Origin of the sequence: Cryptosporangium phraense, from assembly GCF_006912135.1 — a bacterium.
Taxonomy (GTDB): Bacteria; Actinomycetota; Actinomycetes; order Mycobacteriales; family Cryptosporangiaceae; genus Cryptosporangium; species Cryptosporangium phraense.
Map to the genome: position 1 here is coordinate 253,341 of NZ_VIRS01000005.1, position 12,480 is coordinate 265,820.

The following is a 12,480-nucleotide window of genomic DNA, read 5'->3' on the forward strand; positions in this document are numbered from 1 at the left end:
CCGCCGTCCGGGGGTCAGACCGCGTCGTCGAACTCGCCCTTGCGGACGCCGTCGACGAAACACTCCCACTCGAACTTGTCGTAGACGAGCACGCGGCTGTCGGGATCCCCGGAAACCCTCATCAGCACCCACTTCTCGTCCAAGGCGTCGACGAACGCCACCTCGATCGAGCCGCGCCCGGAGCCGGAACGCTGCCACTCCTGCGCATCGGCGTCGATACGCAGATCGTGGACGGTCGGCTTCCGAGGCAGAGACACAGGTCCCAGGTTAGCGCTCTCCGTCCGGCTTGCGTGCGACGGCCGCATAGAACCAGCGCGAGCCCGCATCGTCCGCGACCTCGGGATCTTCGGCGCCCCACTGCCCGACGTGCACGACGGCCGGATCGGCTCCGGCGTAGGGCGGCACGATCTCCAGCCCGTCGAAGAACCGGGTGAACTCGGCCCGCGACCGCGACACCGCGCCGTTCGTCGTCCGGCCGATCGCCGAGCCGATCTTCTGGGCCAGCCGCTCCGACTGCATGTCGCTGGTCGGCGCCGAGATCGCGACGAAGGAGCCGGGCGCCACCGCGGCCGTGTACCGGCGGATCAGCGCCCACGGGTCGTCGGAGTCCGGCAGGAACTGGGTCACCGCGACCAGGAGGATGCCGACCGGCTGGGCGAAGTCGATCAGCTCGCGGGTCGGCGGCGCGGACACCACCGACTCGACGTCCCGGATGTCGGCCTCCAGCGCGACCGCCCCGGGCACACCGCGGAGCAGTGTGTTCGCGCGCTCGATGGCGGTCGGGTCGCGGTCGACGTAGACCACCCGCCCGTCCGGGCCGTGCTCGGCGAGGACCTCGTGGGTGCACCGCTGGGTCGGCAGCCCGGACCCGAGGTCGATGAACTGCCGGATGCCCCATTTGTCGGACATGTGGGCAACGGCGCGCTGCAGGAAGCCGCGATTGGCCCAGGCCGACTCGGCCAGCTCGGGCAGCATCGCCCGCGTGCGGTCGGCCGCCGCCCGGTCGGCCGCGGTGTTCATCGTGCCGCCGAGCAGATAATCGTAAATTCCGGCCGCATTAGGACGATCGGTCGCCGGAATGTCACCCATCGGCGTCTCCACTGGACAGAGGGGATGTGCCGTAAGCCAGCAGTGTGCCACCCGGCCGCACGGCCGGACAGCGGGGCAGGCCCCCATCCGTTATGACCGTTTCATACGTTATGTTCCCCACATCAACTGTCGATGCCAGGGATTACGGGACATGACACCTCGTCCGATTTTGGTCGCGCTGGCCGTGACGACCGCCCTCTCCGGCGCGCTGTTGGGCGCACCGGCCGCGCCGGCGGCGTCCGGAGCAGTAACCCGGGGTGTGTCGGACCCGCCGCCGGCCAACCCGTACACGGGGATGGTCAGCAATCCCAAGCAGGTCGACTGGGGGTTCTGGCGGGGCAAGCTGGCCGCCGACGGACGGGCCCGCCAGGCCACTTTGCGCACGGCGCACAAGGTGCGCGATCCGCGGGCGCTGGCCGTCCAGCGCGTCGAGCCGATCCTGGCCGAGGAGAAGGAGCCCGAGCGGACGCTCGGCAGCAACGACAAGACGGCCAGCGCCGAGGCGATCCCGCACTTCGGGACGTCGGCCGGACGGGTGCCGTCGGCGCACGTCGTCGGCAACCTGGCGGCCGGGCCCACCGCGGTGAAGGTGCCCAAGGGCGCCGAGGACAACGGGTCGATCCCCAAGGCCAACGAGATCGTGCTGCCGAGCCCGCAGACCCGGCGCACCACGACCGGCCGGATCGGCGACGGCCCGCACGGCTACGCCGGGGACAAGAAGGGCGACTACGACTTCTACCGGATCCGGCACGTCAAGGCGGGCGAGCGCCTGCTCATCGACGTCGACACGCCGAACAGCGACGACGCGACCCAGTCGAAGCTCGACTCGGTCCTCACGCTCTGGGACTCGCACGGCAAGTCGATCGCGGTCAACGACGACGACGGCGAGACGCTCGACAGCCGGATCGCGATCAACGTCCCGGCCGACGGCGACTACTACGCCTCGGTCGGCGCCTACGACTCCCCGTCGCCGCGGGACCCGTTCGACTCGGCCAGCGGCCGTGGGGCCGGCTCCGAGGGCGACTACTCGATCACGTTCGGCCTGGACGCCGACGACATCGACTACTACAGCCTCGACCTGCGGCCCGGCGACATTCTCGGCGCCTCGGTGACCGGCGCGGCGCACGAACTCGCGGTACGCGACCCCGAAGGCCACCTGCGGGTCCAGTCGCGGATCGACCAGTCGGGCGTCTACCCGCCGACGTCGCCGCTGCCCGGGGGCGGCAACGCGGTGCTCGCCCACGTGGCCGATCTGGCCGGACGGCACACGATCGCGGTCAGCGCTGGGTCCGGCCACTACGACCTCACGCTCCAGGTCTACCGACCGGCCGCGGAGAGCCGGGGCGCCAGCACCGTGCAGACGATCTTCCTCGACTTCGACGGGGCCCAGGTCAACACGAAGATCTGGGGCGGCGCGGGCGTCCGGACGCTCTCCCCGTTCCGCTCGTTCCTCGGCCGCTGGGGGCTCTCGGCCCGCGACGAGAACGCGGCCATCGACGCGGTCGTGGCCACGGTCCGGGAGAACCTGCAGGGCGACTTCGGGAGCCGGGCCGAGGTCCGGCTCCTGAACAGCCGCGACAACGCCGACCCGTGGGGCCAGCCGAACGTCAGCCGGGCGATCATCGGCGGCACTCAGGACGAGTCGGGCCTGGCCACGGTCGGAATCTCGCAGTCGGTCGACCCCGGCAACTTCGACACCCAGGAGTCGGCGCTGGTGATGCTGGACGACATGTCGGCACCGGGCGGCTTCCGGAACACGTCGAACCCGTCGCTGCTCGCGTACTTCGGGCCGAAGAGCGACCGGATCAAGTTCGTCGGCGAGGCGGTCGGCAACGCGGTGTCCCACGAGATCGGGCACTACCTCGGTAGCTGGCACACGTCCGCCAACGACGACAAGGCCGACCTGATGGATCAGGGTGGCAACTTCGCCCAGCTGTGGGGCGTCGGCAAGGACGGTCTGGGCGGAACCGCCGACGACGTGGACGTGGACTACGGACGGGACGTCTTCGACCCGGTCGAAGGCTTCAGCGGGACGCAGAACGCGGGCGCGAACACGCAGTGGGGGTTGACGACCACCCGACATTAGGGAGATGAACTGGTCGTCGGGTGGGACCTCCTGGCTGGAAGGCCTGTCGGCCTTCCTCGTGCTCGCGTTCTTCGTGGCCACCTGGATCCGGTCCCGGCGGCGCGACCGCTAGGCCCTGTCCTGCGAATCTCGCTCGCAGGACAGGGCCTAGTTGGCCGGGCGCGTGTCGAGGTCCCACAGGCGGACGACCTTCTCGTCGCCGCCGTCGGCCAGCGTCCGGCCGTCGGGGGCGAACGCGACCGCGTCGACGTCGCCGGTCGCCTTCAGCGGCTGACCGATCTGTTTCCCGGTGCCGACGTCCCACAGCCGGGTGGTGTCGTCGATGCTGGCGGTGGCCAGCGTGCGTCCGTCCGGGGAGAACGCCAGGTTGTAGATGTTGTCGGTGTGGCCGCGCAGGGCCTTGACGGTGGTGCGGCTCTTCACGTCCCAGAGGCGGACGACCTTGTCCGAGCCGCCGCCGGCGACCAGCGTGCCGTCGGGCGAGAACGCGACCGAGTCGATGTCGCCGGGCGTGGCCTTCAACGGGTCGCCGACCTGCTTGCGGGTCCCGACGTCCCAGAGCCGGATCGTGTCGTCGGCGCTGCCGCTCACCAGCGTCCGGCCGTCGGGCGAGAACGCGACGCTGTAGACCTCGTCGGTGTGGCCCTTCAGCACCGCGATCTGCTTCTGGGAAGCGACGTCCCAGAGGCGGATCGTGCGGTCGCCGCCGGAGCTCGCGAGCAACCGTCCGTCGGGCGAGAACGCGACGCCGTAGGCGTCACCGGCGTGGCCGGTGAGGACGCCGACCTTCGTGCCGGTGTCGGCGTTCCAGAGGCGCACCGCGCCGTCGCCGCCGACCGAGGCGAGCACGTTGCCGTCGGGGCTGAAGCAGACGCGGTAGACGGTGCCGGTGTGGCCCCTGAGGGGGCTGCCGATCTCGCTGCGGAACTCGACGTCCCAGAGGCGGACCGTGCTGTCGCCGCTGCCGGAGGCGAGTTTCTTGCCGTCCGGGGAGAAGGCGACCGCGTTGATCCACTCGGTGTGGCCGGAGAATTTGTTCTGGATCGCCGGGGACGGGCCGATCGCGAGCGGGGTCGCGGAGGGTTGCGGGGGCTTTTGCTCTTGGCGGTCGCCGTCGGATCTCAGCCAGACCAGCGCGATGCCGGCGATGATGCCGACCACGACCAGGGCGGCCAGGCCGGCGAGCATCGGGGTTCGGCTTCGGCGCTTCGGGGGTTCGGTGATCGGCGGGTACGGGGCACCGTAGGCGACGACCGCACCACCGTGCGGGTACCCGCCGCCGGAAGGCCCGGAGACCGGCGCTCCGGGATAGCCCGAGACCGGGTAGCCGGAGACCGGCTGGGCCGAGACCGGGGTCGCGCCGGAGACGGGGGCCGAGGCGGCCCAGGGTTGGGCCGACACCGGGGCCGAGCCGGCCCAGGCCCCGCCCGAGACCGGGGCCGACCCAGGGACCGGGGCGGCCCCCGAGACCGGGGCGGCGCCCGAGACCGGGGCCGGGAGGGGGTCTACTCGGGTTCGGGTCCAGTGCCGGGTCGGGGCGTCGGTGGACGGCTCCAGCGCAGCCGGACCACCTTCGGCGAGCGCCGCCTGGATCCGGCGGGCGCGCTCCAGATAGTCCCGGGCCGCGCTCGGCTTACCCTCCTCCATCAGCCCGGCCGCCGACGCGACCAGCGTCGCCGCCAGCCGCTCGGCCGCCGACCGGGTCGCCGGATGCTGGTCCCCGTACACGCCGAGCGCCGCGACCGCGATCACGTCCAGCGCGGCCACGGTGTCGAACCCGACGAGATCGTGCACCCGTAACTGCTCGTCCGGCGCCAGCAGCGGCAGCAGGGCGTCCCGGGCCGACACCGCGGTCGGCCGTCCGTACGGGTCCGGGTCGGTGCACCGGCGCACGAGGTCGGCGACGGTCCGGGCCCGCGCAGGCCCCACTTCGGCCGCCAGCAACTCGTCCAGATCGGGCCGGAGGCTGTGCCGGAGGTGAGCCTGCAGGTACGCCAGAGGCGTCTTCTCGGCCACGTCGTGCGGCCGGCGCGCGGTCAGCAGTTCGGCCAGCACCACTCCGAAGCTGAACATGTCCCAGGCCGGGGTCGGGCTCGTCCCCTCGTCCGGAGGCATGTACGGGATCGTCCCGACCCCGCCGGTCGGGTTCCCGGTCTGCGGGTCGCGGAGGGTCCCCAGGTCACCGAGGACGCTCCGCCGGTCCCAGCGCAGGATGTTGGCCGGCTTCACGTCTCGGTGGACGAGGACGCCCCGCTGGCCGGTCGGCGTGTGCAGGTGGTGCAGCGCGTCGGCGATGCCGACCAGGTCGAACAGGATCTGGTCGGCGGTGAGCTTCGGCGGGTTGGACTTCACCACCAGGTCTTCGAGGTCTTCCCCGCACAGCGGCATCACCTGCACGAGCGCGAGGCAGGGCCCGTCGAACTCGCGCCGGAACTCGGGCATCGCCGCCTGCGTGAACACCGGCAGCAGGAACGGGTGGCGCAGCGCGGTCGCGTACCGCTGCTCGCGCCGCATCCGCTGCAGGACGTCCGGCCGCCCGCGCCGCTCCAGCACCACCCGGACCGCGACCGGGTCGCCCGGCTCACCGGCCTCGGCCAGCGGGTCGAGCAGCTCGGCGACGAACACGGTGGCCTGGCCGGTGTTCTTGGAGATCCGGTCGCGCAGCAGCACCCGGACGTCGGGGCCGCCGGCCGCCGGTAACCGGATCGAGCGCCCGATGACCAGCTGGGGTTCGGTGAGCGTCGCGCCGTCGCCGGAGGGTTCCCAGTCGGAGTGTTCCCAGCCGGAGTCGCTCGACCAGCTGCTCATGGCTGCCCGCGCTCCTCACTCCGATGTCACCCGTCGTCGCCGGAGTGTATAGCTGCGCCTGTCGTCCGGTTCGGGCGCAGACGGGTACCCGACACCGCTCCGCGCGCAGGCCCTAGGGTGCCTGGCGTGCGCAAAGAACGAGGCCTCGAACGCTTCCTGACCTTCCTCGACGCGATCGTCGCGATCGCGGTCACGCTGCTGATCCTGCCGCTGGTCGAGCTGCTCGGCGAAGTGCAGAAGACCACCCCGCTGGAGGACCTGCTCGGCGACAACAAGACCAAGATCGGGGCGTTCCTGCTGAGCTTCGTGGTGATCATCGCCTTCTGGCGGGCCCACCACGCGATCTTCACCAACGTCGACACGTACGACCCCTGGCTCGGTCGCCTGTCGCTGGCCTGGGCGTTGACGGTCATCGCGCTGCCGTTCCCGACCCAGATCATCGCGGTGCTCGACAACACCCGGGCGACGTTCGGCCTGTACGTCGGGCTGCTGGTGCTCAGCTCGCTGCTCATCGCGGCGATGGCGGTCTTCATCCAGCGCCGGCCGGATCTGCAGGTGACGCCGGCCGAGGGCGAGCGGCCGTTCAGCGCCGTCCACGCGGTGGCGAGCGCGCTGCTGATGATCGTCGCGCTGGTGATCGGCCTGGCCGTGCCGCGGATCGGGTTCTTCTCGCTGCTGATCCTGTTCTTCACCGGAAACCTGATCGCCCTCTGGGAGCGGCGGCGGAGGAGCGCGGACACGGCCTGAGCTCCCCCGCCGCGGGGCCGGCGTTGCTTAGTGTTTCCGGCGTGACTACGGGTGTTCGGTGGGTCGCGGCCGGGGCCGCCGTCGTCGTGCTCGGCGCCGGGTACGCGGCCGTCCGGGCCGGTGGGTCCGACGGCTCGTTCCTCGACCTCACCGGGCCGGCCGCGTCCGCGGCCGCGCCGCAGCGGCCCGCCGAGCCGACCGTCCGGTTCGCGGCGGTCGGCGACGTGATCATGGGCTCGACGCCCAAGCTGCCGCCGCAGGGCGGACGGACGTTCTTCGACCGGGTGCGCCCGGGCCTGCGCGGCGACGTCGTGACGGGAAACCTGGAGTCCCCGCTCACGAACCGGACCCGCTCGACGAAGTGCGAGACCGCCCTGAAGCCGTCCGGTGACAAGGCGAGATGCTTCGCGTTCCGGGTGCCGCCGGGATACGCGCGCTGGATCGGCGCCGCCGGGTTCACGCTGATGAACATCGCGAACAACCACTCCCGCGACTACGGCACCCCCGGCCTCACCGACACGACCCGGGCCCTGCGCGACGCCGGCGTCGACCACACCGGGTTCGCCGGCCAGATCACCCGCACCTCGGTCCGCGGGATCCGCGTCGTGGTGCTCGGCTTCTCCCCCTACGGCTGGACGAACAGCGTCCTCGACGTCCCGTCGGCCACGAGGCTCGTCCGGAGGGCGGCCGCCGACGCCGACCTCGTCGTCGTCAACATGCACGTGGGCGCGGAAGGCGCGGACCGGACGCACGTCCGGCCCGGGCCGGAGCGGTTCCTGGGCGAGGACCGCGGGGATCCGATGCGGTTCGCGCACGCGGTCGTGGACGCGGGAGCGGACCTGGTCGTCGGGCACAGTCCGCACGTGCTGCGCGGGATGGAGTTCTACCGGGGCCGGCTGATCGCCTACAGCCTGGGGAACTTCGCCGGGTACCGGACGCTGTCGACGGTCGGGCCGCTGGGGATCGGCGGGATCCTGCGAGCCGACCTGCACCGGGACGGAACCTGGGCCGGCGGGTCGCTGACCGGGACGCACCTGGTCGACGGCGGCCTCCCGGCGCTGGACCCGCGCCGGGGCGGGGTGGCCCTGGTGCGCCGGCTCTCGGCGGCCGACTTCCCGCGGTCCGCGCCCGCGATCGGCCCCGACGGGACGCTCGGCCTGCGACGATAGGGGCGTGCACGTCGGGAAACTGCTGTATCACCTGGACCGCCGCCCCCGCAGCATCAGCCGGGCCCGCCCGCTCGCGACGGCCCCGGCCGCCGCGGCGGCGACCGTGACGGCGGCCATGACGACCGCCGGACGGGTGGCCGGCCCGCTCGAGGACGAGTACCTCGCCAGAGCGCGAGCCGCCGGGCACGACCCGGCCACGATCGACGCGTTCGCCGACACGATCCGCGGCAAGCCGGACGACTGGCTGCGCGAGCACCTCACGATCCTCGACCTCGGCCGCACCGGCCCGGTCACGTTCCGCGGGCAACCGCTCAAGCAGTTCGACGAAACGACCTGCGGCACGACCTCGGTGCAGGTGGCCCGCATCCTGGCCGACCCGGTCTACGCGCTCTCGCTCACCGCCGACGACGACCCGGCCGCGTTCGGGCAGCGTCTGATCGCCGAGCAGCAGCGGCTGCACCGGAGCACGAACCGGCTCTGGCCGCAGTGGCTGGGCACCAGCCCGTGGGGCGCCGGGCGTGGGCTGGCCCGCGAGGCCGGCTACCGCGCGACGATCGCCTGGGTGGACGACACCGACCCGGAGAGCGTGCGGGGGGCCGCCCGGGCCGTGCGCGAGGCCGACCGCCCGGTGCCACTGCTGGTCGGCAACCTCTACCCGGCGCACTACCTGCTCGTCGTCGCCCGCCTCGACGACCGGCTGCGGGTCTACAACCCGGCGCCCGGGCGCCTCTCCGACATCCCCGCCGACCGCCTCGACCTGGGCAACGCGACGGCCTTCCGCCACCTGCACGGGGTGCTGCTGCCTACCCCGTGAGCGGGCCGACGTCGGTGATCGTCAGGACCGCGACCCCGGCCTCGTCGGAGGCCTGCAGGTCGACGGCGGCCGAGATGCCCCAGTCGCGGTCACCGGCCGGGTCGTCGAACGTCTGCCGGACCAGCCACTGCTCCGGCTCGATCTCGATCTGCAGGAACGCCGGGCCGCGCGCGTCGGGGCCGGTGCCGATCGTCGCGTACTCCTCGAAGTACGGCGTCATCGCCTCTTCCCAGGCGTCCGCGTCCCAGCCCGAGGCGTCGTCGAGGTCGGCGAGCTCCCACCAGTGCCGGATCGCCGCCAGCTCCACCCGGCGGAACATCGCGTTGCGCACCAGCACCCGGAACGCCCGGGTGTTCCGGGTGACCGCGGCCGGACGCTCGTCGAGCGGCGAGACCTCGGCGATCTCCTCGCCCGGGTTCGTCAGCCGCTCCCACTCGTCGATCAGGCTGGAGTCGACCTGGCGGACCAGCTCCCCCAGCCACTCGATCAGATCCGAGAGCTCCTCGGTGCGGGCCTCCTCGGGCACGGTCTGACGCATCGCCCGGTAGGCGTCGGCGAGGTAGCGCAGCACCAGGCCTTCCGACCGGGCCAGCGAGTAGAACGACACGTACTCGGTGAACGTCATCGCGCGCTCGAACATGTCGCGCACGACGGCCTTGGGCGAGAGCTCGAAGTCGGCGACCCAGGGGTGGCCCCGCCGGTACGTCTCGTAGGCCGCGCCGAGCAGCTCGGCCAGCGGTTTCGGGTACGTGATCTCCTCGAGCAGCTCCATCCGGGCGTCGTACTCGAGCCCGTCGGCCTTCATCTGGGCCACGGCCTCGCCGCGCACCTTGTGCTGCTGCGCCGAGAGCACCTGGCGCGGATCGTCCAACGTCGACTCGATCACCGACAGCACGTCGAGCGCGTACGACGGGGATTCGCGGTCGAGCAGCTCGATCGCGGCCAGGGCCAGCGGCGAGAGCGGCTGGTTGAGCGCGAAGTCCTCCTGCAGGTCGATCGTGAGCCGGACCGTGCGGCCCTCGGCGTCGGGGGTGTCGAGCTTCTCGACCACCCCGCCGGCCAGCAGCGCCCGGTAGATCGCGATCGCTCGCCGGATGTGCTTGCGCTGGGCGGCGCGGTCCTCGTGGTTGTCGGTGAGCAGATGACGCATCGCGACGAACGCGTCGCCCGGCCGGCCGATCACGTTGAGCAGCATCGCGTGCGAGACCTGGAACGACGACGTCAGCGGTTCCGGCTCGGCGTCGATCAGCCGCTCGAACGTCGGCCGGCCGTAGCCGACCGACCCCTCGGGCGGCTTCTTCTTGACGACCTTGCGCCGCTTCTTCGGGTCGTCACCGGCCTTCGCCAGCGCCTTCTCGTTCTCGATGACGTGCTCGGGCGCCTGCACGACGACGGTGCCGACCGTGTCGTAGCCGGCCCGCCCGGCCCGGCCGGCGATCTGGTGGAACTCCCGGGCCTTGAGCAGCCGGACCTTAACTCCGTCGTATTTCGACAACCCGGTGAACAGAACTGTGCGGATCGGGACGTTGATGCCGACGCCCAACGTGTCGGTCCCGCAGATCACCTTGAGCAGCCCGGCCTGCGCCAGCGTCTCGACCAGGCGGCGGTACTTCGGCAGCATCCCGGCGTGGTGGACGCCGATGCCGTGCCTGACCAGTCGGGACAGAGTCTTTCCGAACCCGGTGCTGAACCGGAACCCGCCGATCGCGGTCGCGATCGCGTCCTTCTCCTCCCGGGTGCAGACGTTGATGCTCATCAGCGCCTGGGCCCGCTCCAGGGCCGCCGCTTGGGTGAAGTGCACGACGTAGATCGGCGCCTGACGGGTCTCCAACAGCTCTGTCAGGGTCTCGTGCAGCGGGGTCGTGACGTACTCGTAGAACAGCGGCACCGGACGCTCGGCGTTCGCGACCACCGCGGTCGGCCGTCCGGTGCGCCGGGTCAGGTCGTCGACGAACCGGGTGACGTCGCCGAGCGTCGCCGACATCAGCACGAACTGGGCCTGCGGCAGCTCGATCAGCGGCACCTGCCAGGCCCAGCCGCGGTCGGGCTCGGCGTAGAAGTGGAACTCGTCCATGACGACCTGGCCGACGTCGGCCGCGGCCCCGTCGCGCAGCGCGATGTTGGCCAGGATCTCGGCCGTGCAGCAGATGATCGGCGCGTCGGCGTTCACCGCGGCGTCGCCGGTCATCATCCCGACCTGGGTCGGGCCGAACGCGTCGATCAGCGCGAAGAACTTCTCCGAGACCAGGGCCTTGATCGGGGCCGTGTAATAGGTGCGCTTCCCGGCGGCCAGCGCGGCGAAATGCGCCCCGGCGGCGACCAGGCTCTTCCCCGAGCCGGTCGGCGTGGACAGGATGACGTTCGCGCCGGACACGATCTCGATCAGCGCCTCCTCCTGGTGCGGGTACAGGGAGAGGCCCTGTTTTCCCACCCAGGTGTTGAACGCGTCGAAGACGGCGTCGGGCTCTGCGTCGGTCGGTACGAGGTCGGTGAGCGTCATCGGACCTCTATCGTGCCCGGTCACCGCGGGGACGACCAGCCCGGGGTGGGTTGTGGAACACCTGTCACATCAGCCCCTCCCACAACACCGTCAACCTAGTTTCCAGACCGTTGAACCAACCGCACGGGGGAGCCGTCTCGCAAACAGGAACACACAAGCCGAACTTAAGGTCGATGGACCCCGGGTTCGATCAGGTGCCCAACCCGACAGGAGACGGCCATGCGCCCAGTAGTGAGCCCGGCCCCCGCTGAGACCCGCGGACCCGTGTCGGTCCATCCGTGGGCCTACGGACACGAAGACGTTCTCCGCCGCTTCGATGTCAACCCGCTGACCGGACTGAGCGTGGAGGAAGCCGCCCGGCGTCGGGGCGCCCTCGGCCCGAACCTCGTCGAGACCGACGCCGAGAACGCCCCGGCCGCCGACGACGCGCAGCCCTGGTGGACGGTTCTCGGCTCGGCCGCCGCCCGCTGGAGCGGCATCCGGGCGATGGTCGAGGCGATCCGCGGACGGCAGGCGCCGGAGGCGTCGCTGGAGGAGATCGAGGCCGGCCGTCAGCTGTTCGTGGCGCGCGTGCTCCGCTCCGACCGCGTGCTCTCGGTTCCCGCCGTCGACCTGGTTCCCGGCGACATCGTCCTGCTCGCCCAGGGCGACCTCGTCCCCGCCGACGCCCGCCTGCTCGACGTCGTCGAACTCCGGGTCGACGAGGAGCCGCTGACGGGCGGGGAGCTGGCCTCCTCGCGCTGCGTCGCGCCGGTCGGCAACGGCTGGACGCCGGTCGCCGACCGTCGCTCGATGGTGCACGCGGGCAGCCGGATCGTGCACGGCGCGGGCACCGCGGTCGTGGTGGCCACCGGTCCGCTGACCGTCCTCGGCCGGGCCGCGCTGCACCGGGCGACGCCGGTCCGCAGCCTCGGCCGCGGTTCGCTCAGCCGGGCGACGCTGCGCCCGGGTGCGCTGGGCCGCCGGGCCGGTCTGGGTGCGGGGGTGGCCCGCCGGGTCTCGCGCGGACCGGCCGAGTCGGCCGCTCCCGCCGGCCTACCCTGGCTCGCGTCCGCCGCGCCCCCATCTCCGGTGCTGGCGCCGGTCGTCGAGCCTGTCGTCTCCGAAGAGGCCCCCGTTGCGGTCGTCCGCCGGACCCGTCCGGCCCGCGTCGGCCGTAATTACCACCGCTGGACCCGTAGCTGCGGCTTCTGATCCCCGCAGCTACGGGGCTGGCGCCCCCTAACTACCTACTGCCCTTTGCGGACGCTCCCCGAGCGTCCGCTTT

The 12,480-nt window shown here is 72.0% G+C and carries 9 protein-coding genes; 5 read left to right on the forward strand and 4 right to left on the reverse strand.

What is annotated here, in order from left to right; genetic code table 11:
• Positions 1 to 14: 14 nt before the first annotated feature.
• Positions 15 to 257 (reverse strand): DUF397 domain-containing protein, encoded by a 243-nt coding sequence (locus FL583_RS09995; RefSeq protein WP_205751988.1) that lies wholly within the window; start codon positions 255 to 257, stop codon positions 15 to 17.
• A 10-nt stretch (positions 258 to 267) separates the two neighbouring features.
• Positions 268 to 1,089: an SAM-dependent methyltransferase gene (locus FL583_RS10000; RefSeq protein ID WP_170323572.1), complete on the reverse strand. Its 822-nt coding sequence runs from the start codon at positions 1,087 to 1,089 to the stop codon at positions 268 to 270.
• A gap of 151 nt (positions 1,090 to 1,240) precedes the next feature.
• Between FL583_RS10000 and FL583_RS10005 the strand changes: the two genes are divergently transcribed.
• On the forward strand, positions 1,241 to 3,175 hold the full coding sequence (locus FL583_RS10005; RefSeq protein ID WP_170323573.1) for a PPC domain-containing protein: 1,935 nt from the start codon (positions 1,241 to 1,243) through the stop codon (positions 3,173 to 3,175).
• Positions 3,176 to 3,322: 147 nt separating this feature from the next.
• On the opposite strand, the gene FL583_RS10010 is transcribed toward FL583_RS10005, so the two are convergent.
• Positions 3,323 to 5,983: a serine/threonine-protein kinase gene (locus FL583_RS10010; RefSeq protein ID WP_142704272.1), complete on the reverse strand. Its 2,661-nt coding sequence runs from the start codon at positions 5,981 to 5,983 to the stop codon at positions 3,323 to 3,325.
• A 126-nt stretch (positions 5,984 to 6,109) separates the two neighbouring features.
• Here FL583_RS10010 and FL583_RS10015 point away from each other — a divergent pair, with 126 nt between their 5' ends.
• Genes FL583_RS10015 through FL583_RS10025 form a run of 3 tightly spaced genes read left to right on the forward strand, consistent with a single transcriptional unit; the run spans position 6,110 to position 8,713 of the window.
• The gene (locus tag FL583_RS10015; protein ID WP_170323574.1) at positions 6,110 to 6,730 is read left to right on the forward strand and encodes a TMEM175 family protein; all 621 of its coding nucleotides are present in this window, start codon (positions 6,110 to 6,112) and stop codon (positions 6,728 to 6,730) included.
• Positions 6,731 to 6,771: 41 nt separating this feature from the next.
• The gene (locus tag FL583_RS10020) at positions 6,772 to 7,899 is read left to right on the forward strand and encodes a CapA family protein (protein WP_205751989.1); all 1,128 of its coding nucleotides are present in this window, start codon (positions 6,772 to 6,774) and stop codon (positions 7,897 to 7,899) included.
• Between the two features lie 4 nt (positions 7,900 to 7,903).
• On the forward strand, positions 7,904 to 8,713 hold the full coding sequence (locus FL583_RS10025; RefSeq protein ID WP_142704275.1) for a hypothetical protein: 810 nt from the start codon (positions 7,904 to 7,906) through the stop codon (positions 8,711 to 8,713).
• Here the strand turns inward: FL583_RS10025 and FL583_RS10030 are convergent.
• The gene (locus FL583_RS10030) at positions 8,703 to 11,213 is read right to left on the reverse strand and encodes a DEAD/DEAH box helicase (protein ID WP_142704276.1); all 2,511 of its coding nucleotides are present in this window, start codon (positions 11,211 to 11,213) and stop codon (positions 8,703 to 8,705) included. The two genes, FL583_RS10025 and FL583_RS10030, sit on opposite strands and share 11 nt — an antisense overlap.
• 219 nt (positions 11,214 to 11,432) lie before the next feature.
• Between FL583_RS10030 and FL583_RS10035 the strand changes: the two genes are divergently transcribed.
• Positions 11,433 to 12,407, forward strand: coding sequence for a P-type ATPase actuator domain-containing protein (locus FL583_RS10035; protein ID WP_142704277.1), 975 nt, complete (start codon positions 11,433 to 11,435; stop codon positions 12,405 to 12,407).
• Positions 12,408 to 12,480: the final 73 nt, after the last annotated feature.

Coding starts and splice junctions, on each gene's coding strand:
- FL583_RS10010 (WP_142704272.1), bottom strand. CDS start 5,983: ATGAGCAGCTGGTCGAGCGACTCCGGCTGGGAACACTCCGACTGGGAA.
- FL583_RS10005 (WP_170323573.1), top strand. CDS start 1,241: ATGACACCTCGTCCGATTTTGGTCGCGCTGGCCGTGACGACCGCCCTC.
- FL583_RS10030 (WP_142704276.1), bottom strand. CDS start 11,213: ATGACGCTCACCGACCTCGTACCGACCGACGCAGAGCCCGACGCCGTC.
- FL583_RS10035 (WP_142704277.1), top strand. CDS start 11,433: ATGCGCCCAGTAGTGAGCCCGGCCCCCGCTGAGACCCGCGGACCCGTG.
- FL583_RS10000 (WP_170323572.1), bottom strand. CDS start 1,089: ATGGGTGACATTCCGGCGACCGATCGTCCTAATGCGGCCGGAATTTAC.